At 58.8% G+C, this 21,726-nt stretch carries 22 protein-coding genes; 9 read left to right on the top strand and 13 right to left on the bottom strand.

All coding sequences use genetic code 11. The features are described from left to right. Window positions 1-152 precede the first annotated feature (152 nt). Window positions 153-1,061 carry a transcriptional regulator CynR gene (cynR, locus tag EDC26_RS14730; RefSeq protein WP_132583943.1) on the bottom strand — a complete coding sequence of 303 codons (909 nt, stop codon included), beginning with the start codon at window positions 1,059-1,061 and terminating at the stop codon, window positions 153-155. Window positions 1,062-1,243: 182 nt separating this feature from the next. On the opposite strand from cynR, the gene EDC26_RS14725 reads away from it, so the two are divergent. The 3 genes from EDC26_RS14725 to EDC26_RS14715 all read left to right on the top strand — a co-directional run bounded on the left by EDC26_RS14725 (window position 1,244) and on the right by EDC26_RS14715 (window position 4,311). After that, window positions 1,244-1,711 (top strand): nucleoside deaminase, encoded by a 468-nt coding sequence (locus EDC26_RS14725; protein WP_132583941.1) that lies wholly within the window; start codon window positions 1,244-1,246, stop codon window positions 1,709-1,711. Between the two features lie 86 nt (window positions 1,712-1,797). Beyond that, complete coding sequence (locus tag EDC26_RS14720) at window positions 1,798-3,117, top strand: DUF3100 domain-containing protein (protein ID WP_132583939.1); 1,320 nt, start codon at window positions 1,798-1,800, stop codon at window positions 3,115-3,117. A gap of 3 nt (window positions 3,118-3,120) precedes the next feature. Then, window positions 3,121-4,311 carry an amidohydrolase gene (locus tag EDC26_RS14715; protein ID WP_132583937.1) on the top strand — a complete coding sequence of 397 codons (1,191 nt, stop codon included), beginning with the start codon at window positions 3,121-3,123 and terminating at the stop codon, window positions 4,309-4,311. Between the two features lie 24 nt (window positions 4,312-4,335). On the opposite strand, the gene EDC26_RS14710 is transcribed toward EDC26_RS14715, so the two are convergent. The 10 genes from EDC26_RS14710 to EDC26_RS14665 form a co-directional block, all read right to left on the bottom strand. Next, window positions 4,336-5,289: a 2-hydroxyacid dehydrogenase gene (locus tag EDC26_RS14710; protein ID WP_132583935.1), complete on the bottom strand. Its 954-nt coding sequence runs from the start codon at window positions 5,287-5,289 to the stop codon at window positions 4,336-4,338. 96 nt (window positions 5,290-5,385) lie between these two features. Further along, window positions 5,386-5,649, bottom strand: coding sequence for a 30S ribosomal protein S20 (rpsT, locus tag EDC26_RS14705; protein WP_132583933.1), 264 nt, complete (start codon window positions 5,647-5,649; stop codon window positions 5,386-5,388). 318 nt (window positions 5,650-5,967) lie between these two features. Continuing rightward, the gene (gene murJ, locus EDC26_RS14700) at window positions 5,968-7,530 is read right to left on the bottom strand and encodes a murein biosynthesis integral membrane protein MurJ (protein WP_132583931.1); all 1,563 of its coding nucleotides are present in this window, start codon (window positions 7,528-7,530) and stop codon (window positions 5,968-5,970) included. Between the two features lie 14 nt (window positions 7,531-7,544). After that, the gene (locus EDC26_RS14695; RefSeq protein WP_132583929.1) at window positions 7,545-8,303 is read right to left on the bottom strand and encodes a 3-hydroxyacyl-CoA dehydrogenase; all 759 of its coding nucleotides are present in this window, start codon (window positions 8,301-8,303) and stop codon (window positions 7,545-7,547) included. Between the two features lie 57 nt (window positions 8,304-8,360). Then, window positions 8,361-9,017: an adenylate kinase gene (adk, locus tag EDC26_RS14690; protein WP_132583927.1), complete on the bottom strand. Its 657-nt coding sequence runs from the start codon at window positions 9,015-9,017 to the stop codon at window positions 8,361-8,363. Between the two features lie 101 nt (window positions 9,018-9,118). Then, window positions 9,119-9,883, bottom strand: a complete 765-nt coding sequence (gene kdsB, locus EDC26_RS14685; RefSeq protein WP_132583925.1) for a 3-deoxy-manno-octulosonate cytidylyltransferase — start codon at window positions 9,881-9,883, stop codon at window positions 9,119-9,121. After that, entirely contained in the window at window positions 9,880-10,083 is a 204-nt protein-coding gene (locus EDC26_RS14680) for a Trm112 family protein (protein ID WP_132583923.1), read from the bottom strand. The genes kdsB and EDC26_RS14680 overlap by 4 nt, the downstream gene beginning before the upstream one ends. Window positions 10,084-10,115: 32 nt before the next feature. After that, complete coding sequence (lpxK, locus tag EDC26_RS14675) at window positions 10,116-11,198, bottom strand: tetraacyldisaccharide 4'-kinase (protein ID WP_132583921.1); 1,083 nt, start codon at window positions 11,196-11,198, stop codon at window positions 10,116-10,118. Next, window positions 11,195-11,605 (bottom strand): ExbD/TolR family protein, encoded by a 411-nt coding sequence (locus tag EDC26_RS14670; RefSeq protein WP_132583919.1) that lies wholly within the window; start codon window positions 11,603-11,605, stop codon window positions 11,195-11,197. The genes lpxK and EDC26_RS14670 overlap by 4 nt, the downstream gene beginning before the upstream one ends. Continuing rightward, window positions 11,602-12,228, bottom strand: coding sequence for a MotA/TolQ/ExbB proton channel family protein (locus EDC26_RS14665; protein ID WP_132583917.1), 627 nt, complete (start codon window positions 12,226-12,228; stop codon window positions 11,602-11,604). The genes EDC26_RS14670 and EDC26_RS14665 overlap by 4 nt, the downstream gene beginning before the upstream one ends. Window positions 12,229-13,005: 777 nt before the next feature. Here EDC26_RS14665 and xseA point away from each other — a divergent pair. From xseA to pcaF, 3 genes are all read left to right on the top strand, one after another. Next, the gene (gene xseA / locus EDC26_RS14660) at window positions 13,006-14,358 is read left to right on the top strand and encodes an exodeoxyribonuclease VII large subunit (RefSeq protein ID WP_132583914.1); all 1,353 of its coding nucleotides are present in this window, start codon (window positions 13,006-13,008) and stop codon (window positions 14,356-14,358) included. A 79-nt stretch (window positions 14,359-14,437) separates the two neighbouring features. Further along, the gene (gene sodB, locus EDC26_RS14655; protein WP_132583912.1) at window positions 14,438-15,016 is read left to right on the top strand and encodes a superoxide dismutase [Fe]; all 579 of its coding nucleotides are present in this window, start codon (window positions 14,438-14,440) and stop codon (window positions 15,014-15,016) included. Window positions 15,017-15,328: 312 nt separating this feature from the next. Beyond that, a complete protein-coding gene (pcaF, locus tag EDC26_RS14650) occupies window positions 15,329-16,534 on the top strand; it encodes a 3-oxoadipyl-CoA thiolase (RefSeq protein WP_132583910.1) in 1,206 nt (401 codons plus the stop codon). A gap of 10 nt (window positions 16,535-16,544) precedes the next feature. On the opposite strand, the gene EDC26_RS14645 is transcribed toward pcaF, so the two are convergent. Beyond that, window positions 16,545-17,021 (bottom strand): DUF192 domain-containing protein, encoded by a 477-nt coding sequence (locus tag EDC26_RS14645; protein ID WP_425012737.1) that lies wholly within the window; start codon window positions 17,019-17,021, stop codon window positions 16,545-16,547. Between the two features lie 24 nt (window positions 17,022-17,045). Then, on the bottom strand, window positions 17,046-17,291 hold the full coding sequence (locus EDC26_RS14640) for a cold-shock protein (protein ID WP_132583908.1): 246 nt from the start codon (window positions 17,289-17,291) through the stop codon (window positions 17,046-17,048). A gap of 321 nt (window positions 17,292-17,612) precedes the next feature. Between EDC26_RS14640 and clpS the strand changes: the two genes are divergently transcribed. The 3 genes from clpS to EDC26_RS14625 all read left to right on the top strand — a co-directional run bounded on the left by clpS (window position 17,613) and on the right by EDC26_RS14625 (window position 21,717). Next, window positions 17,613-17,936 carry an ATP-dependent Clp protease adapter ClpS gene (clpS, locus tag EDC26_RS14635; protein WP_132583906.1) on the top strand — a complete coding sequence of 108 codons (324 nt, stop codon included), beginning with the start codon at window positions 17,613-17,615 and terminating at the stop codon, window positions 17,934-17,936. Window positions 17,937-18,091: 155 nt separating this feature from the next. Continuing rightward, window positions 18,092-20,404, top strand: coding sequence for an ATP-dependent Clp protease ATP-binding subunit ClpA (clpA, locus tag EDC26_RS14630; RefSeq protein WP_132583904.1), 2,313 nt, complete (start codon window positions 18,092-18,094; stop codon window positions 20,402-20,404). Continuing rightward, complete coding sequence (locus tag EDC26_RS14625) at window positions 20,404-21,717, top strand: paraquat-inducible protein A (RefSeq protein WP_132583971.1); 1,314 nt, start codon at window positions 20,404-20,406, stop codon at window positions 21,715-21,717. Before clpA ends, EDC26_RS14625 begins: the two co-directional genes overlap by 1 nt. Window positions 21,718-21,726 lie beyond the last annotated feature (9 nt).

Raw genomic sequence — 21,726 nt, 5'->3', positions numbered from 1 at the left:
TAGAATGACCCCGCCCAAAACGATCCCCCCACCCAAAGCGGTTCAAAAAAACAGCGACACGAAACCCGTTCAGTTCCGTAAACACTTCAACCGAAAATGCCCTAGAAGGACGACCCACAGACCAAGAATTGGTTGTCAGAGAATCCCGCGCGTCAGCGGCGATTGAGCCGAGTGTGTTTCATGGCCGCCGCCGCGGCTTTCGACGCCAGATCAATGAACGCCCGCGCGGCGGCTGTCTCGTAAGCCCTTTTGCGCCGCATGAGAACTGCGGTTCTCTGCAGAAGTGGAGGATCCAGGGTAATGGCTTTCAGCTCTTCGTGTTCGAAGGCGATCATGGCCGGCAGCAGCGTGGACAGAGTCGTCCTGAGGATGATCTCGATGACGGCGCTGACTGAATTGACCTCCATTGATACCCGAGGGCGGATGCCATGCTGCAGGCAGCACTGGTCGATCTGCTCGCGCGTAGAAAATTCCGTGCTAAGAAGAACGAGCGATAGTTCGTTCAGCGTGTCCAGGTTCATAATGCGCCTCTTTGCCAGAGGGTGATCCCGCCCCACCACCAGAGCAAGGGTTTCGTCCAGCAGGCGCCGGGCATTGATGTCGTGTGAGTGCGCTTCGTCGAACGCGATGCCGATGTCGAGCTCGTCGTCGAGCAGCATCGTTTCCATCCGTTCCTGAGGTAGCTCGTGGATGGTTAGCGTGACGTTCGGATACCGGTCGTGGAATGCTTTGACCAGGGGGCCGACAAGGTAGGCGGTGAAGGTAGGCGTGACCGCGACGCGCAACGACCCGCGGCTAAGATCGGCGACGTCGTGGATGGCGCGTTTGCCTTCGTCCAAGTCCTGCAGGGCACGACGTGCGTAGTGAAAGTACACCTCACCCACGTCGGTCAGACGGATCGTGCGCCCTGTCCTGTCGAAAAGCTTCGCTCCGAGGGAATCTTCGAGTTGTTTGATCTGTTGCGACAGTGCGGGTTGAGAAACATGCAGGGCGGCAGCCGCGCGCGTGAAGCTTTGGTTCCTCGCCACGGCCAAGAAGTAATTGATGTGTCGAAGCAGCATGTTTATTATAAGTAAAACAAATAGGCTTGATTATAAATCGATATTTTATCTTATGTAAGTTAGAGCGTAATCTTCGCCCCATCGACTCGACAGCGATCTGTCCGTCGACGGTCCGTGCCGGCGCGCACGCACTGTCGCGGGCCTGATCCCGTCACCACTTGTTGCCCAGGAGGTACGTTCCCGTGGATTTTGTGAAGCGCACCATCGATCTTGCGATGAAGAATGTGGAAGAGGGTGGGCGCCCGTTTGCCGCAGTCATCGTTCGCGACGGCGAACTCATTGCCGAAAGCCCGAACCGGGTCGCGCAGACCAACGACCCTACCGCGCACGCGGAAATCCTGGCCATACGTGAGGCATGCCAAAGACTCGGCACCGAGCATCTCACCGATTGTGATATCTACATCCTGGCCAGCCCGTGTCCGATGTGCCTGGGTTCGCTGTATTACTGCAGCCCGAAGCAGGTCATCTATATCACGACTCGCGACGACTATGCGCCGTTCTACAAGGACGATCGCAAGTACTTCGAACTGGACACGTTCTATGACGAGTTCGCCAAACCGATCGGTGCGCGCCGCCTGCCCATGGTTCAAAAAAATGACGAGGGTGCGATCAAGGTATATCGGCGCTGGCAGGCGCTGAACAAGAAGTGATTCGCTAGTGTGTGGCCCGTGGTTCACGCAGTCGGACGGTTTTCATGCAGTACACCATTCAAATTCACAAGAAAGGATGCTCTCAAATGAATAAGGCCAATGTCGCGAGTCACCCGCCAGGGCTCAGTGGTGTCAAACTCATCCTTGCGGCCAGCGTTCTCGCGCTGGTGTTGTCGATCATTGCTCAACTCATCGGCACCTATAAGATAAAACTCGGCACTAGTGCCATCGTCCTGTTCCCCATCATATGGGTTGTGCTCATCGCAGGGTTTGTGAGCATCCAGCGATTCAAGCCCCTGTCCCAGCCGATCCAGGACGTCAGCATGAGTCTGATGATGATAGGCATCACCATTTTTCTGACTCGTCTGGGCATGCTTATCGGACCCAGCCTGGGCGAGATCAAACAGGCTGGCGCAGCCATCATGCTGCAGGAAGTCGGCCACGTATTTGGCACCGTGATCCTTGCGCTGCCGATTGGTGTCGCCCTGGGGCTCGGGCGTGCCGCAATAGGCGCAACATTTTCGATCGACCGCGAGCCGCAACTCGGCTATATGCTGGAGCGTTTCGGCGGCGACTCCCCGGAATACAGTGGCACCTTTGCCGTCTGGCTGCTGGGAAGCGTGTTCGGTGCGCTCTACGTATCGCTGCTTGCCGGCGTCCTCGCCAGTACGGGCATTTTCAACCCCCTGGCACTTGCGCTTGGCGCAGGTGTGGGCTCCGCCTCCATGATGGCCGGCGCCGCAGCCGCGCTGTCGGTCGTGCATCCAGAGATCAAGGACCAGATTTTCGTGCTTGCGGGCCTTTCGAACCTCGTCACGAACATCGTTGGCATCTATGCCGGCTACTACATCGCCCTACCTCTTGCCCAGCGACTTTATGCTTTCTGGTGCAAGGTGTTTCGGCGCGACCCTGAACTCGTCAGCAACGTGGCCGAAGCCTCCGCAAATCTTGAAAAAACACCCCCGATACAACTGAAAGGCCTCCTCCAGGCCACCTTGGCCCTGGTGGCGCTCGGCATTGCGGCATTGATCGCAAACTGGGTCGGCCCAAAATCTTACGCCTCGACCGACATCCTGGGGATGGTCATTCTGTGTGCCGTAACCGCGCTGAGCCTGGCCTTGCGCCGCCTCATTCCCCAGGTTCCCGCCGTCATCTGGGCATTGAGCATCGGTGTCGTACTCACCACCTCGTACCTACCCTTTGGGCCGGTCATTGCACGTTGGGTCTCGCACCTGGACCTCATCAGCGTGGGCGTGCCCGCTCTGGGGTTCGTGGGGCTGTCTCTGGGCCGAGACGTCGCGTTGCTGCGCAAGCTTGGCTGGCGGGTGGTGGTCGTTGCTCTGGTCACCTACACGACAACCTACGTGGCTGCTGCTGCAATCGCGCAATTCGTGATTGAAAGGTAAACAATGAGCAAGTCGATTCTTATCAAAAACGGCTATATCTTTCCCCTGGGCGCCCGGGCCGATATGTTGATCCGCAACGGGGTGATCGATTCCGTGGCTCCGTCGATCGACCCGGCAGAGGTGCCGGGCGAGGTCATCGATGCGGCCGATTGCATCGTCATTCCAGGGCTCGTCGAGGCGCACTGCCATTTGGATAAAACGTTGTGGTCTGGTCCATGGCTGGCCGAGCGTAGCGCGTCGACCATCGCCGAGCGTATTGCGCTGAAAGCGAAGAACGCCGAATACGGACTACCCAACGCCACCTATGCCGACACCCTGCTGCGTCATATGGTTTCTTTGGGCACAACCCATGTCCGCACACATACCGACGTCGATCCGGAAGTCGGCTTGCGAGGCATCGAGCTGATTCAGGAGGTCGGCGACCGTGCGGCAGACCTCGTTTCAGTTGAGCAGGTCGCATTCCCGCAAAGTGGCGTCGTCAAGGCCCCCGGCACGCATGCGCTCCTGCGCAAGGCGGCGCGCATGCAAGGCGTCGTTGCAATCGGAGGCGTGGACCCGGCAGGCTACGATGGCGACCCTCACGGCCAGTTGCGCGCAATCTTCGAGGTCGCTGACGAAGCCGGCTGCAAGATCGACATCCACCTGCATGACCCAGGCACACTGGGCGCCTGGGAGCTGGAGCTGATCGCACAGTACACCAAAGCCCACGGCATGCAGAACAGGGTGACGGTCAGTCACGCATTTGCGCTGGGTACGGTAGAGCCCGCCATGCAGCAGCGACTGGCCGAAACGCTGGCCGAACACGGGATTTCAATCATCACGGCACTCCCCTACGACCGGCCGCTGCTGCCCACAAACATGCTGCTCGAGGCTGGGGTGGCGCTAGGGATGGGTAATGACAATATCGACGATTTGTGGTCAGCGTTCGGTACGGGCGACATGCTCGAGCGGGCCTGGCTGCTTGCGTATCGCTCGGAATGGCGTAAAGATGCCCATATCCGGACCGCCCTTGACATCGTGACAACGGGCAGCGCCTCCGTGCTTCAGCTGGACCGATACGGCGTCTCCCCCGGTTGCAAGGCGGATCTTGTCGTGGCGCGGGCGCGGACCCCGGGCGAGCTCGTCGTCAAAAGGCCCCGGCGGCGGTGGGTGATAAAGAACGGCGTCGTGATTCATCAACCCGCTTCGGATTGATATGCCCCGTTCACCTCGACGACTTTAATTCAGAATAGGAGTAAGAACCTGGCCTGTTTGGGCGAACGCCAGGGCATTTCTTAATACCAGGTCGACCATGGCCCAACGGGTTTCAACGGTAGCGCTGCCGATATGCGGCAGCAAAACGACGTTATCAAGGTGCTTGAGGCTATCGGGCACCTTGGGTTCGGCTTCGAACACGTCCAGGCCCGCCGCGCCCAGTTGGCCGTTTTCCAGTGCATGCACCAGTGCCGTTTCGTCGATGACCGAGCCGCGAGAAATATTGATCAGTACGCCCTTGGGGCCAAGCGCTTCAATGACGGCCTGATTGACAAGATGGCGGGTTGTGGGGCCACCCACGGTAGCTACCACCATGAAGTCGGCCCAGCGTGCCAGCTCGAGAAGTGAGGGCTCGTACGGCCAGCCGGCATCCTGATGGGCGCGGCGGCTGTGGTAGCGCACGTCCATTTTGAAGCCGCGGGCGCGTTCCGCGATTTCCCGGCCGATGCGTCCCAAGCCGAGAATGCCCAGTTTTTTTCCACTGACTTTGGTGGCCAGGGGCAGGCGTGGGCCATTGCCCCATTGTCCGGCGCGCACATAGCGTTCGGCGTGGCTGATGTGGCGCGCGGTCGCCAGGATTAGGCCCCAGGTCAGGTCGGCCACGCAGTCGTTGAGGACATCTGGGGTATTGCTGACTTGTATGCCTTTTTTGTGGGCATGGTCCACATCGATATGGTCATATCCCACGCCGAAACTGCAAATCGCTTTCAACTGAGGGAGCTTATCGATTAATTCAGCCGGAGTCGGGGTTGACGGGCCCGTCACTACGGCCACGACGCGGTCTTTACAGGCGGCCAGCGCCGCGTCCTGGTCGTCGGCTTGCCAGAGCTGGATCACGTCGAAGTCTTGTTCCAGGCGCGCCAGGGTATCGGCTTGCTGGCCCAGGGGGAGTCGTTGCAGAAGGGTGGGTTTGGTCATGGCAGCCTGGATGTGGGTATAAATAGAAAAGGACGGCTAGTGCCGTCCTTTTTACTGCCGGGAGCAAGTCCCGGTGCTTGTTAAGCAAGTGCCGAATCAGGCCAGTGCTTTAACAGCGGCGGCAAGGCGGCTCTTGTGGCGAGCGGCCTTGTTTTTATGAATGATGTTCTTGTCGGCGATGCGGTCGATTATGCTGGTTGCTTTTTGCAGAATATCGCTGGCAACGGCCTTATCGCCAGACTCAATGGCTTGACGCACACGCTTGATCGAGGTGCGAAGCGCAGAGCGCAGGCTGGAATTGTGTTTATTGCGCTCAACCGATTGGCGGGCACGTTTACGAGCTTGGACAGTATTGGCCATGAGTGGTAATTAGTGACGATATAAGTAAGTGTTAGTGGCGCTAGGGGCGGCGTTCAGGTTTCTGCTTCGCGGGTTGCGTCGCTATAACTATATAAAACTAGCAACACAATGCCAAAACATGCTGATTTTGCCCAGCAAAGACAGCTATTGTATAGGAGGCAGGTTGCTATGTAAAGTGATGTTTTAAGACGTTTTTGGATGGTAGCCACATTAGCGATGGAACCGTTTTTGTAGCGACAGGCCTTGTGCCTGTCATCGACGCAAAATACGGTCTTGGCTGTTTAGGGGTTTTGGCAGCCACAAGGGCTGCCGCTACAACTACGAACCCATGCCCCGGCGCGTGAAGTCGCTGGGGCGAAAGCCGCAGAGGAACAAGGCGGCAAAATAGGCCAGGCCACCGGCCAGCAGCACACCGGCCAGCCACAGAAGGCGCCGCCCGGCGTGAGGTGCCAGCGCGACCCAGTCGATGGCATGGTTGGCGGCAAGCAGTACGGCTGCCAGGGCCGCCAGGGCCGGGATGACTCGCAGGGCGAAGCGGCCCCAGCCGGCGCTGGGCGTGTAGATTTTTCGCTGCCGTAATACCCGCAGCAGACACAGCGCATTGACGCTGGCGCCCAGGCCAATCGATAGCGCGAGCCCCGCGTGGGCGAAATACGGGACGAAAATCACATTAAAGACTTGAGTCAGGATCAGCACGAAGATGGCGATTTTGACCGGGGTGCGTATATCCTGTTTGGCATAAAAGCCTGGCGCCAGTATCTTGATGGATAACAGCCCGACCAGGCCGACTGAATACGCCATGACGGCCAGGCGGGTTTGCAGCACATCATGGGCGTTGAATGCTCCATAGTTGAACAGGGTGGCGACCAGGCCGTTCGACAGCAGGGCCATCCCCACCGCGGCTGGCAGGCCCAGCAGCAGCATCAGGCGCAAACCCCAATCGAGCAAGGCGCTGTAGCTCTGGTGATCTTGTCTGGCATGGGCTGCCGACAGGCTGGGTAGCAGGACCGTGCCCAGCGCAACGCCCAGCAACGCCGTTGGAAACTCCATCAGCCGATCGGCGAAGGAAAGCCACGTGACGCTGCCCGGAGCAAGCCAGGTGGCGATATTGGTGTTGATAAGCAGAGAAACCTGCGCCACCGATACGCCGAGTATGGCCGGCAGCATTTGGCGCATGATGCGTTTAACGGTGGGGTCCCGCCAGGCTTCGCGTACCCTGAACGAATAGCGCGGCAGCAGGCCGAGCCGGGCCAGGGCGATCCACTGCACGACTAATTGGGCCAGGCCGCCTATCATCACTCCGATCGCCAGCGCATAGATGGGAACGTCGGCATAGCGGGTCAGGAACAGGCACGCCCCGATCATCGAGAAATTCAGCAGCACCGGGGTAAATGCCGGCACGGCAAAGCGGCTCCAGGTATTGAGCACGGCCGAGGCGAAGGCGACCAGCGACATGCAGATAATGTAGGGGAACATCAGCCGGGTCATCCAGGTGGCCGCCTGGAATTCGGCTTGACGGGATGCGCCGCGCAAGCCGCTGGCCATGGCGGTGACGACCCACGGCGCTCCCAGAATGCCAAGCAGCGTCACGGTCATCAGAGCGACGGTCAGCAACAGAGCCACACGATCGAGCAGAATATGCACTTGCTGCGGCGAGTTTTTGGTCCGCGCCTGTCCCAGTATGGGCACGAAGGCTTGCGAAAACGCGCCTTCGGCAAAGAGGCGGCGCAATAGGTTGGGGATGCGAAAGGCAACCCAGAAGGCATCGGTCAGGGGGCCGGCGCCGAACGTGCTGGCGATCAGCACGTCGCGCGCGAGGCCGGTAATGCGTGAAAATAGCGTAAAGCTGCTGATTGTTGCGGCCGACCGAAACAGGCTCATGGGGCGTGGCTCGTTTATTTTGGCGCCATGCGGATAGCGCCATCCAGGCGTATGGTTTCGCCGTTGAGCATTTCGTTGGTAATGATGCTGTTGACCAGCTTGGCGTAGTCTTCGGGGCGGCCCAGACGAGAGGGAAAAGGAATGCTGGCCGCCAGTGAGTCCTGCACTTCTTGGGGCATGCCGAAGATCATGGGGGTGCCAAAAATGCCGGGTGCAATGGTGCAGCAGCGTATGCCTACCTTGGATAGATCGCGCGCCACCGGCAAGGTCATGCCGACAACCCCGGCTTTCGAGGCTGCGTAAGCCGCCTGGCCTATCTGGCCGTCATAGGCGGCTACCGAGGCGGTATTGATCAGCACCCCGCGTTCGCCGGTAGGCTCGGGCGTGTTTTCGCTCATGGCCGCCGCGGCCAGGCGCGACATGTTGAAGGTGCCGACCAGATTGATCATGACCACTTTTTGAAAAAGGTCCAGCGCATGAGGGCCGTTTTTCCCCACGATGCGTGAGGCTGGCGCCACACCCGCGCAATTGATCAGGCCAAAGATCGGCCCCAGTTTGCGGGCGGCGGCGATGACTGCCTGGCCATCGGCTTCCTGGGTGACGTCGCAGTGTACGTAGATTTGTCCCAGTTCTTGGGCTACGGCCTGTCCCAGTTCATCTTGCAGATCGGCCAGCACGACGCGAGCGCCCTCGGCCGCCAACATGCGCGCGGTTCCGGCGCCCAGTCCCGAGGCGCCGCCCGTGACGATGAATACTTTGTTCTTGATGTCCATGGATGAGTCTCGGTGTGTGGAGCGCGAATTGGCCGCCGGCGATCGCGCAGACAGTGGTCAGGGTTGCAACGCCTCGAAAACCCGCAGCTTGATTTCGTCAACGCTGCCCAGTCCGGATATTTGCCGGAACACGGGCGCTTCGGGAGCACCGCTTTGAGCCCAGCTTGAATAATAGGCGACCAGCGGGCGGGTTTGATCGCGGTAGACGGCGAGTCGATGGCGCACCGTTTCTTCGAGGTCGTCCGCGCGTTGTACGAGAGGCTCGCCGGTTATGTCGTCTTTGCCGGCGACTTTGGGCGGGTTGAAAATGACGTGGTAGGAACGGCCGCTGGCCGGGTGCACGCGGCGCCCGCTCATGCGCTCGATGATGTTCGCTTCGGGGACGACCATTTCCACCACGTAGTCCAGTGGGATATGGGCGTCTTTAAGCGCATCGGCTTGGGGAATCGTCCGTGGAAAACCGTCAAACAGGTAGCCGGGTTGACAGTCGCCTTGCTGTAGCCGGTCTCGCACCAGGCCAATAATCAGATCGTCGGAAACCAGGCCGCCTGCGTCCATGACTTTTTTGGCCTGGAGCCCCAGCGGAGTCTGGGCCTTGACGGCAGTGCGCAGCATATCGCCCGTCGAAATCTGCGGGATTCCGAATTTCTGGGTGATGAATGTGGCCTGCGTGCCTTTTCCGGCGCCTGGGGGACCGAGCAAAATCAGTCGCATGATGAATTCTTCTCCTGGATTTTTCTTAACTTTTTCGGATTATGCCGCAATGCAATAATTTCTGCAGGCCGTCCGCGCGAGAGGGGCGAGCCCAAGCCGATTTATAACCGATTTGTAAATACCTCACGTACACGGGCCAGATCGGCAGGGGTGTCTACGCCGGCGGCGGGATGCGTGTGGGTGACGTAAACGGCAATCGAATAGCCGTTTTCCATGGCCCTGAGCTGTTCGAGCGATTCGAAGCGTTCCAGGGGTCCAACGGGTAGGGATGGAAATTTTTTCAAAAACCCGGCTCGATAGGCATACAGGCCGATATGGTGCAAGGCGGGAAGGCCTGGCGCCAGTTGTTGGCTGCCATCGGCCAGAGCATCGCGGGCCCAGGGTATGGGCGCGCGGGAAAAGTACAGCGCGCGTCGCCTTTGATCGCAAACGACCTTGACCGCATTGGGGTTGAACAGGGTCTCGGCCTGGACAATCGGGCTTGCGCAGGTGGCGATCGCCGCGTCGGGCTGCCCGGCCAGCAAAGCGGCCACAGCATTGATCTGCTCGGGGTCGATCAGGGGTTCGTCGCCTTGCACGTTCACAATGACGTCATCGCCGTCCAGACCCAGGCGCGCGGCCACTTCGGCGAGCCGGTCGGTTCCGGTCGGGTGCCCGCTGCGGGTGAGCAGTGCCTCGAAGCCGTGAGATTGGACGGCTGCCTGAATCTGCTTGTCGTCGGTGGCAACGATGACGCGGGTGGCTTGGGATTTGGCGGCTTGTAAAGCAGTGCGCACCACCATGGGCTTGCCGGCGATGTCCAACAACGGTTTATCGGGCAATCGGGTTGAGGCGGCCCGGGCCGGGATAATGACAATAAAACTCACGCAGCGCTCGCGTCAGGCTCATCAGCTGCTGCCTTGGCGTTCAAGTCGCGAGCTTCCCCTTCGAGCATGACCGGGATGCCATCGCGTATCGGGAACGCCAGTTTGTCGGCCGAGCAGATCAGTTCCTGTTGCTCGCGTTCGAGACGCAAGGGGCCTTTGCACAATGGGCAAACCAGAATTTCAAGCAGGCGGGATTCCATGCCTGGCTCCAAGTAGAAAAAAGGGCATTGAATTAGCTAGTGTAATTCGCCGGAGGATTTTTTGAAATTTTCTCGTCGGCGACGGCTCTGAGCCGCTTGTCCAGATCGTTGAGCCAGGTTGGGTCGGAAAACTGCGGCAGCACCCTGACTTCCCACACGCGTTCGTCCTGGAAGCGAGCGCATTTCACCGCGTCTTTCGGGGTGACAAGAACGAGATCGGTGTCCAGGAACTCGAAGGGTGAGCGGTGGTATGGGTCGTGGTCCGGCAAAGCGATAGTCTGTTCCAGCTTAAGGCCGCAGGCGCGCAGCATATTGAAAAAACGTTCCGGCTGGCCTATGCCGGCTACGGCGCTGAGCGAGGCATACATGTAGTGTTCGTGCCAGTCGGCCCATTGCAGCGTTTGGCCCGAAACCAGATGGCGAACGGTATCGGGCCCCAGCTGCATCCTGATTTGGCGGCCCGCGATGGCCAAGGGTTGCATTGCCTGGCCGGCGATCAGGTTGGTGATCACGTAATCGACGCTGGCCAATCGGCTGGCCGGCTCGCGCAAAGGCCCCGCGGGCAGCACTCGGCCATTACCCGTGCCGCGCGCATCTTGCACGATGATTTCCACGTCGCGCGCCAGCGCCAGGTGTTGCAGGCCGTCGTCGGCGATGATGAGGTCGACTTCGGGATAATGGGTTTGCAGTGCCCGCAGGGCCAGGCTGCGGCGCGGATGTACGGCGACGGGAGCCTGGCTGATTCGGGCAATGAGCGACGGCTCGTCGCCGAATTCGTGCGGGTCGAGGTCGCCGCGGCCGGTTTTGGCATGAGCGCCAAGATGGCTACCGTAGCCGCGGCTGATGATGCCGGGACTCCAGCCGCGGGCTTGCAACGCTTTGACAAGCGCCAGGACGACCGGGGTTTTACCCGTACCGCCAATATATAGATTGCCCACCACGATGACTGGGCAGACCGACGTAGCGCCGTGTTTGCCGCCGCTCTGGTAGAGCCTGCGTTTACGTGCGACAAAGAGGCTGACCAGCCACGAAAGGGGCAACAGGAACGTACTGAGCAGGCCTTTTCCCGACCATATCCGGTGCAGGGTTCGGCTGACGAAAAGGGCAGGCTTCACGGGATGCTGCGGGTGGCAAAATTAACCCGCCTGATATGCGCCAGGCGGGCCGCTTCCATGACACGGACCACAGATTCATGTGTGCTCTGGGCGTCGGCGTTAATCACCAGCACGGGGTCTTTTTTGCCTTGGGCAGCGGCGAGCAGGGCCTGTGCGATGGCGTCGGTGTCGTGGCTGGAGAGCAGTTGGCCGTCTAAGGCATACAGGCCCTCCTGGCTGACGGCGATGTGGATGGCGCCGGTGTCCACTGCATTGGCCTGTGCTTGCGGAAGATCGACCTTGAGCTGGCTGAGCCGGGTGAATGAGGTCGTGGCGGCCAGAAATATCAGGATCACCAGCAAGACATCGATCAGCGGGATCAGATTGATCTCGGGTTCGTCGCCAGGCTGCGGTTGGCGGAAATTCACGGACGGATCTCCGCTTCGCCTGGTGGTTTTCGGGCCAGCAGACGATTCAGCGCACTGGCCTCGAGTTCCATTTGATGCAGATAGTCATCTACCCGGGAGCGGAAGTAGCGATGAAAAATCAGTGCGGGGATGGCGATAATGATGCCAAAGCCGGTGTTATATAGCGCGATGGAGATGCCGCGCGCGAGCTGGGATGGATCGCCGCCCGCCGGACTATATGAAGCAAAGATTTCGATCATGCCGACCACTGTTCCGAATAGGCCCATCAGCGGGCCTATGACCGCAATGGTCGCCAGGGCCGGCAAGTAGCGATTCAGTCGATGTGCGACATCTTTGCCCACATCATCGACCGCCGCGTTGCGTTGGGCGTCACTGTCGTGGCGGCATAGCATTACCTCAGCCAATACCCGGCCCAGTGGCGAGCTGGCCGCCAGCTTTGCGATGGACTCGGGGGTGTCGTTATTGCGCCGGATCAGTTCCATCACCTGGGAGGTGACACGGGGCGGTACGATCAGTTTTTTCCGCAGCGACAGAAAACGTTCAATAATCAGCGCCAGGCCCAGTACAGAGGTCGCGACGAGCAGCCATATAGGCCAGCCAGCTTGGTTGAGGATGTCGAGCAAAATGGGTCTCCGCCGTAGTCGCTTGCGTCAATGATGAGGCAGGCCTGCCATGAGGCAGCGCTGCGCAAGTGCCTATTTTAAGGGCAAGGAGCGACAAGCGCTTGGGCGGGCGCATACCTGGCGGCACGGGGCGGCGCAAGCCCCGCTGCCTGTGCGTGTGTGGGCGGAGCGATGCGGATAGTGCGGTGGTTGGCGGGTGTCGGACTGGTGCCAACTCAAATTGCGCGTGCCGCGGGGTTTTGCAATGACGGTGGGCTTAAAATGCCCATGTCGCTTGAAGGGTATTAGGTAAAATGGCTTAGGGTCTTGTTCTCGGGGCAGTATCCACAGAATCTGTGGATAATTCTGTGCAGAACTTCCGGGTCAGGCGCTATCCATTGGGCTTAGAGGTCGATTGATCAATTTGAAGCCAAACTGAATAATTAAAATTAATTCATGTATATCAATATATTAGCGCTTGAATTTAAAGAAAGATTTGATGTTCTGGTCTAATTCGATTGATATTTCAGTAGTTTGACAGATCATTTTTCCCTGTGGACAGTGTTTTGGGCCAAGGGCGCGTTGCCAGAGTATTTATAGCTGTGTCTGTCCGGATGTTGTCCGCTGTCACGATAGGCTTTCGTGGCTGGGGTGGGCTTGTCTTTGCTATCGGGATTGTGGCACCCACAAGGGGTGCCGCTACAAAAACGTGCCCGCTGTTCATGTAGCGGCACCCCTTGTGGGTGCCACCTCAACAATCACTACAATACCCACATTAAAAACGGTTTAAGGGCCGATATGCATACGGATAGCTTTTTGGCGCCGCGCGGCGACATCGTTTTGTCGGTATCGCAGCTCAATCGCCAGGTGAGCGAGTTGCTTGAAGGCCATTTCTCACAGGTTTGGGTCAAGGGCGAGGTGTCGAACTTTACTCAGGCGGCGTCCGGGCATTGGTACTTCACGATCAAGGATGAACGTGCAGCTGTGCGGGCGGTCATGTTTCGGGGCCGTGCCCAGTCGCTTGGTTTTATTCCCAAGGCGGGGGAGCGTTTCGAATTTCGCGCCAGCGTGACCTTGTACGAGGCGCGCGGCGACTATCAATTGCAGGTTGATACGCTAAGGCGCGCCGGACGTGGCGATTTGCATGAGGCCTTTTTGTTGCTTAAGGAAAAGCTTGGGGCCGAGGGCTTGTTCGATCCCGGCCGCAAGCGGCCGATCCCGCTGATGCCGCGTACTATCGGAGTCGTGACGTCGCTCGCGGCGGCCGCCTTGCGCGATGTGCTCTCGACCATGGCGCGCCGCGCGCCGCATATTTCCATCATTATTTATCCTGCGCCCGTCCAGGGGCTCGATGCCGCCGCCAAGCTCCGAGAGGCGCTCGGCGCGGCGTACCAGAGAAGCGAGGTCGACACGCTGCTTTTGGTGCGAGGCGGAGGCAGCATCGAGGATCTGTGGAGTTTTAACGATGAGGGCCTGGCGCGGCTGGTGGCGGCAAGCCCTGTTCCGCTTATCAGCGGCGTGGGCCACGAAACGGATTTCACCATGGTGGATTTCGTTGCTGATCTGCGTGCGCCCACGCCGACCGCGGCAGCCGAGCTGTGTTGCCAGGCGCGCGAAGACAGCCTGGTGCAGCTCGAATCGGTGTTCGCGGCCCTTGGGGCGGGACAATATCGTTTGATCGAGCGCGCGGCGTTGCGGCTGGACCGTGCCGTTGCTTCGTTGGTGTCGCCGCGTCAGCGTCTGGCGCAGCAGGGTGAACGGCTGATGGCCTTGCGCCATCGCCTGGCGCGGGCTGCGCCAGGCATGCTGGAACGTCAGCTTTCTCGCGTCGATGCATTGCGATCGCGCCTGGCCTATGCCCGCCCCGATGTTGATCGCAGGCGCCGCGAGCTGGCCGGGCCGCTTCTGCATTTGGCACGTGCCGCGCAGCGCCAGGTGTCGCGGCGCACAGAAGGTTTGGCGTCGCTGATGCAAACCCTCGAGGCGCTCAACCCCAGGAAGATATTGGGCCGAGGCTATGCCATCGTCCGCGATGAACAGGGGGGATTGGTAAAAAGTGGACAAGGCTTGAACGCCGGTGACCGGCTTAGCCTGGAATTGAGCCAGGGCGGGGCGGAAGTTGCGGTATTGCAGGCACATGGTCTAATCTAGAGCGGAATTTGTCATGATTTATTCCCGCCGTTCTCGATACAATGAACGCGTTAATCTGTTTTTTTGAAGGACTTTGAATATGGCTCATACGCTTCCTCCCCTCCCTTACGCCATGGACGCTCTGGCTCCCAATATTTCGAAAGAAACGCTTGAATTCCACTACGGCAAGCATCACCAGTCGTATGTCACCAATCTGAACAAACTGATCGAGGGCACCGAATTTGCCTCGGCATCGCTTGAAAATATTATTAAAAAGGCGTCGGGTGGCCTGTTTAATAATGCGGCGCAAGTCTGGAACCATACCTTCTACTGGAACAGCCTATCGCCCAATGGCGGTGGTGAGCCCACTGGAAAGCTGCTCGACGCGATCAAAGCCAAATGGGGCAGCACCGCTGCATTCAAAGAAGCCTTCAGCAAATCGGCAGCGGGCAACTTCGGCTCAGGCTGGACCTGGCTGGTAAAGAAAGCCGACGGCTCCCTCGATATTGTCAACACCAGCAATGCCGCCACGCCTCTTACGACTGCCGACGTGCCTTTGCTGACCTGTGATGTGTGGGAACATGCCTACTACATCGACTATCGCAATGCGCGCCCCAAGTATCTGGAAAATTTCTGGAATCTGGTCAATTGGAAGTTCGCCGCGACCAATCTTGGCTGATGGCTCTTAGCCTTCGTGTTGTGCCAGACCCCCGGTTTTCGGGGGTTTTTTGTTGTGTCTTTGTCCTGGCGTGTCGGGTTTGGGTGATGGCACCCACGAGGGGTGCCGCTACAGAAACGTGGCCGTCGCGAATGTAGCGGCAGCCCTTGTGGCTGCCATCCAGGCGTTTACCAATTCGCCCCGTAACCCATTCTAATCGCCATCAGACGGCGCGCGCCGCAGGTGCTTAAAAGATCAGGCTCGATGGGATAAGATAGAGGCGGATATTTATTGTTTCTTGGCAATCTCCACATTCTGAACCCCCAGGTATCTATGACCACACATGCTTTTATCTGCGATGCAGTTCGCACTCCTTTTGGCCGTTACGGTGGCGCTTTGGCGCCAGTGCGTACGGATGATCTGGCGGCCGTGCCGTTCAAGGCGCTGATTGAGCGTAATCCAGGCGTGGACTGGGCACGGTTGGACGACACCTTGTTTGGCTGCGCCAACCAGGCCGGTGAAGACAACCGCAATGTGGCCCGCATGGCCATTTTGCTGGCGGGTTTGCCGGTGGAGGTTCCCGGCGCCACGATCAATCGTTTGTGCGGTTCAGGCCTGGATGCAGTCGGGTCAGCCGCACGTGCAATACGCGCGGGCGATGCGCATTTTGTGTTGGCGGGTGGCGTCGAGAGCATGAGCCGTGCGCCGTTCGTGATGGGCAAGGCCGAGTCGGCCTATGCGCGCAGCGCCGCCATTTACGACACCACTATAGGCTGGCGCTTTGTGAATAAATTGCTCAAGGCCCGGTACGGGATCGATTCCATGCCGGAAACGGCCGAGAATGTCGCCGATCAATTCAAGGTATCGCGGGTAGACCAGGATGTGTTTGCGTTGGCCAGCCAGGTCAAGGCGGCCGCGGCGCAAAAGGCGGGAGTTTTCGCGGCGGAAATTACGCCGGTCGCTATTGCCCAGAAAAAAGGCGATGCAGTGGTCGTCGATACGGACGAGCATCCACGCCAGACCACACTGGAAGCCTTGGCGCGTCTAAAGCCTATTGTCCGTCCCGATGGCACGATTACGGCCGGCAATGCGTCAGGCGTCAACGACGGCGCGTGCGCCTTGCTGGTGGCGTCCGAGTCCATGGCTAAAGCGCAGGGGCTGACGCCGCGTGCACGCGTGGTGGCCATGGCCACTGCCGGTGTTGAACCGCGCATTATGGGGATCGGGCCCGCGCCTGCGTCCCAAAAGGTATTGGCGGTGGCCGGGTTGACGCTGGCCCAGATGGATGTCATTGAACTTAACGAAGCATTTGCCGCGCAAGGATTGGCGGTCATGCGGTTGTTGGGCCTGTTCGATGACGACCCGCGCGTCAATCCCAATGGCGGCGCCATTGCATTGGGCCATCCCCTGGGCGCGAGCGGCGCCCGCCTGGCGATCACCGCGGTGAATCAGCTGCATCGCACAGGAGGACGTTATGCCTTGTGCACAATGTGCATAGGGGTGGGCCAGGGTATTGCGCTTGTCCTGGAGCGTGTGTAGCGGGTTGGTTTCAGGGCTTGGGCAGGCCTGTCACGGTCTGGCCGGCCTGGATCTGGTGGCCGGCGAACCATCCTTGCTGCATTTCCAGCGCATAAACGATGGGCCCCACAGGGCAGTGCGCATCTTCAGTCTGTGGCTGCATGTCGGCGATATTCAGGATTTTGCCGTCGCCCGCAATAAAGGCAATGGATAGCGGCAAAAGCGTGTTCTTCATCCAGAAACATTGCACGTCTGCGCTGTCGAATACAAACAGCATGCCGTGGTCGGGCAGCAGCGATTGCCGGTACATCAGGCCTTGTTCGCGGCTGGCTTCGGTGGCGGCAACTTCGGCTTGTACCGTCTGCGCACCAATGGCAATTTCGGTGGTGGGCAGGAGCTGCATGGTCTGGGCGTTGCACGAGCTGGCCTGCATGCTGCCGGCCAGCAATGCGGCGCAGAAAAAAAATGCGGGACTGAATAGTCCCGTTATTTTGTGTACTGCAAACATTATGATTATGGCCTGCCGCGATGGCTAGGCTGCCGTAATATTGAGGGCTTGTTTCCCTTTTGGTCCTTGGGCGATTTCGAAGGCTACTTTCTGTCCTTCTTTGAGTGTCTTGAAACCATTCATCTGGATAGATGAAAAATGAGCAAATAGGTCTTCGCCACCATTGTCCGGGGTTATAAAGCCGAAACCTTTGGCGTCGTTGAACCATTTAACGGTCCCTATTAGTTTTTGAGTATCCCCAGGGACGGTGGGTGTGGTTGGATCTGACATTCGGACGGCCTCTCGACTATAGTGTTGACTTGAATGCTCGGCGGTGAAACCGGGGTTAGCCTTTAAATTCTGTTGATGCTGACATCAGCGTGAAAACATTCAGAATATGATGATAATGCTTAATGTATCCATGCTAGTCAACTATGGAAAGCACTTATTCGGCTAAAAAGCCATTTTTTTCTTGACTTATTATACGATTTATTGCGTGTTTTGCGATAAATAAGTCCGGCTCGATGCCCGAAGGCAGATGGGCGGTATCAGGCCCGGACGGTAGTCCGTCCGGCGGCGCCTTCATCGGCATTTGACAGTTTTATTTTTTTTATGGCTCTGACAACCCAAAACCAGCGTGAAACGGTGCTCGATCGTCGGGTTGCCCGGCTTGCGCCTCCGCCTTTGTATCAGGTGGTTCTGCTCAACGACGACTACACCCCCATGGAATTTGTGGTGCATGTGCTGCAGCAAATTTTTCACAAGAACGAAGAGGATGCCGCCCGGATTATGTTGCTTGTGCATCACGAAGGGCGTGGCGTGTGCGGCGTCTATCCGCGCGATATTGCGGCGACGCGAGTCGAGATGGTTCGTCAGTTGGCGCGTGCGCACCAGCATCCCTTGCAATGCGTTATGGAGCCGGCGCCTGATGTTTGACTCCCGCCACATGCTGCACGATTGAATGAATAAATTCGCAGTTTTGATGCAATCCGGTAACATCGGTACTGTTTGGACGATACGCCGACAGAATTTAGTCATAGAATAGACTCTGTCAACGTGTTTTGTCCGCTTCGAAATGTCATGGAGGAAGCGTGATTTCCGAAGAACTTGAAGTCAGCCTGCATATGGCCTTTGTCGAGGCCCGTACAGCAAGACATGAATTTATTACCGTAGAGCACTTGCTGCTCTCCTTGCTCGACAATGCGTCGGCGGCCGGGGTGTTGCGTGCGTGCTCGGCCAACATCGACACTCTGCGCCAGGATCTGCGCAAGTTCATTGCGGAAAACACGCCCGTGTTTCCAGGCGATGGCGAGGTCGACACCCAGCCCACGCTGGGGTTTCAGCGTGTGATCCAGCGTGCGATCATGCATGTGTCCTCGGGCAATTCCGCAAAAAATACGGTGACTGGCGCCAATGTGCTGGTGGCCATGTATGGCGAGAAAGATTCGCACGCGGTGTATTACCTGCTGCAGCAGGGCGTGACGCGTCTGGATGCCGTCAATTTTCTATCCCACGGCATCACCAAAACGGCCGATGAGCCGGCCGGGGAACCCGCCAGGCAAGCCAGCCCCGATACCGAGCACAAACCCGATCAGCAGAAGTCGCCGCTCGAGCTTTATGCCCTGGACCTCAATGCCGAGGCCAGGCAGGGCCGCATCGACCCTCTCATCGGCCGCGAGCTCGAAGTTGAACGTGTCATCCAGGTCTTGTGCCGCCGGCGCAAGAACAACCCCTTGCTGGTGGGCGAAGCCGGCGTGGGCAAGACCGCCATCGCCGAAGGCCTGGCTTGGCGCATCACCCGCGGCGAGGTGCCCGACATTCTGGCCAATGCCGAAGTGTATGCGCTCGACATGGGCGCTTTGCTGGCCGGCACCAAGTATCGGGGCGATTTTGAGCAGCGCCTCAAAGCGGTGCTCAAGTCGCTCAAAGACAACCTCAATGCGGTCTTGTTCATTGACGAAATCCACACCTTGATCGGCGCCGGGTCGGCCTCGGGCGGCACGCTGGATGCATCCAACCTGCTCAAGCCGGCCTTGTCCTCGGGGCAGCTCAAATGCATGGGCGCGACCACCTACAACGAATATCGCGGCGTTTTTGAAAAAGATCATGCGCTGGCGCGCCGCTTCCAGAAAATCGATGTGGCCGAGCCGACCGTCGAACAGACCATACAAATTCTGCGCGGCCTCAAAGGGCATTTCGAGGCGCACCACGGCGTTCGGTATTCGGCGGCAGCCATTACGGCGGCGGCTGAGTTGTCGGCACGGCATATCAATGATCGTTTTCTGCCTGATAAGGCTATCGATGTCATCGATGAAGCCGGCGCGGCGCAGCGTTTGTTACCGCGTTCGCGGCAAAAGAAGCTGATCGGCAAGGCCGAGGTGGAAGCCACGGTAGCCAAGATCGCCCGCATACCGCCTCAAAACGTATCGAGCAACGATCGCAACAAGCTGGCCACCCTTGAACGCGACCTTAAAACAGTGGTGTTCGGCCAGGATGTGGCTATCAAGGCACTGGCGGGAGCCATTAAAATGGCGCGTTCCGGCCTGGGGCGGCCGGACAAGCCGATCGGATCCTTCCTGTTTTCGGGCCCGACGGGAGTCGGTAAAACCGAGGTGGCGCGGCAACTGGCGTTTACGCTGGGCGTCGAATTGCTGCGCTTCGATATGTCCGAATACATGGAGCGCCATACGGTATCGCGTCTTATCGGCGCGCCTCCGGGCTATGTGGGTTTCGATCAGGGTGGCCTGCTGACCGAGGCCATAAGCAAACAGCCCCATTGTGTGCTGCTGCTCGACGAAATCGAGAAGGCGCACCCGGATGTTTTCAATATTTTGCTGCAAGTCATGGACCATGGCACCCTGACCGACAACAACGGCCGCAAGGCCGATTTCCGCAATGTGATTATCGTCATGACGACCAACGCCGGCGCGGAAACCCTGAACCGTGCGTCCATCGGCTTTTCCACGGCAGCCAAGGTTGGCGACGAAATGGTCGATGTCAAGCGCATGTTCACGCCGGAGTTTCGCAATCGCCTCGATGCCATTATCGGGTTTACCCCGCTGTCGCGCGAAGTCATTTTGCGCGTGGTCGACAAATTCCTCATGCAGCTCGAAGATCAGTTGCACGAGAAGCACGTCGAGGTGGTGTTTTCGCAAGCGTTACGCGATTATCTCGCCCGTGAAGGTTTCGATCCGCTTATGGGTGCGCGCCCCATGCAGCGGCTTATCCAGGACACCATACGCAGCGCCCTGGCCGACGAGCTGCTGTTTGGCCAGCTGGCGGGTGGCGGCAGCGTGACTGTCGATCTCGATGCGCAAGGCAAAGTCGTGTTGTCGCTGAGCGATAAGGCGGCTAAAACCAAGCCGCAAGCGGCGGTGGGGTCGGAAGCCGAGCTCGTCGATTGATGACGCGGCGGCCCCTGATAGCCTGCCCGCACTGCGCGCAGTTGCACGAGCGCATTCCCATTGCCCAAGGGGCAAGCGCCGCTTGCGTGCGTTGCGGCTATGCTCTGTATCGCCAGAGTGCGCTGCCGCTCAAGGGTTGGCTCGCACTAACGCTGGCAGCCTTGCTTGTCTTTGCCATCGCCAATTATTTTCCCATTGCCACGCTCACCGCCAACGGCAGACAGATCGACGCCACCTTGCCTCATGCATTGGTCCTGACCTGGCAGCAAGGGCGTCTGCTGGTAGCGATCATGACGGGCCTGTTCGGTTTTGTCTTGCCGCTGATGCAGCTGCTGTTTTTGTTTTGGGCCCTGCATGCGATTATTTCGCGCCGCCTGCCTGCCGATTTTCATTTTGGCATGCGTGTTCTCCAAGGTTTCTCCTCGTGGTGCATGGTGCCGGTACTGCTGCTTGGCATCCTGGTGGCCATAGTTAAATTGTCCGGTCTGGCTCGGCTAGAGCCCGGGCCTGGCCTGTGGGCCTTTGGCGTTCTTACGGTTTTACTGACGGTTTTAAGCCGAGTTACCGCCCTGCGGCTGTGGCACTGTGCCGAAGACGATGGCCTGACGCCTTTATCGGGCGCTCGGGTGGAGCCCGGGCATGTTGTGGGCGCCTGTCATTCTTGCGGCAATGTGCAGAATATCGAGTCCGTTTCGGGTTCTTATTCGTGTGAACGATGTGGCGCGAACAACCATTTTCGCAAACCCGATTCGGTGTCGCGCACATGGGCGTTTGTGATTGCCGCCAGCATTTTGTACATTCCCGCCAATATATTGCCGGTCATGCAGGTACGCCTGCCTACCGGCGTCACGGCTCATACGATTCTGGGCGGTGTGATAGAGCTTTGGAGATTGGGTTCCTGGGATCTGGCGCTGATCGTTTTTGTCGCCAGTGTGGTGGTGCCGATGACCAAGCTGTTCGCTTTGGCGGTATTGCTCGCGCAGCGCCGATGGAAGGGCGTTGCCATTGCCCGCCAGCGCACACGTCTGTATGAACTGATCGAATTCATCGGTCAATGGTCGATGCTGGACGTGTTCGTGGTGCTATTGTTGGCGGCGATGGTTGATTTTCCTGGCCTGTCGCAGGTTACGGTGGGCCCCGGGGCGGCCAGCTTTGGCGTCGTGGTGGTTCTGACGATGTTTGCCGCCATGAGCTACGACCCTCGCCGCGGCTGGGATGCCGATCCCAGTCGCGATCCTCGTAGTTCCCCGGCCCGTGGTCGGTCAGCAGGTTCTGATCGATCGCCCGTCAACCCTACTACGCAGATCGTGTAAAGAAGAGAG

Origin of the sequence: Paralcaligenes ureilyticus (assembly GCF_004346225.1) — a bacterium.
Lineage (GTDB): Bacteria > Pseudomonadota > Gammaproteobacteria > Burkholderiales > Burkholderiaceae_B > Paralcaligenes > Paralcaligenes ureilyticus.
Note: the sequence above shows the minus strand (reverse complement) of the source record. Positions and strands in the feature narration are given on the sequence as shown.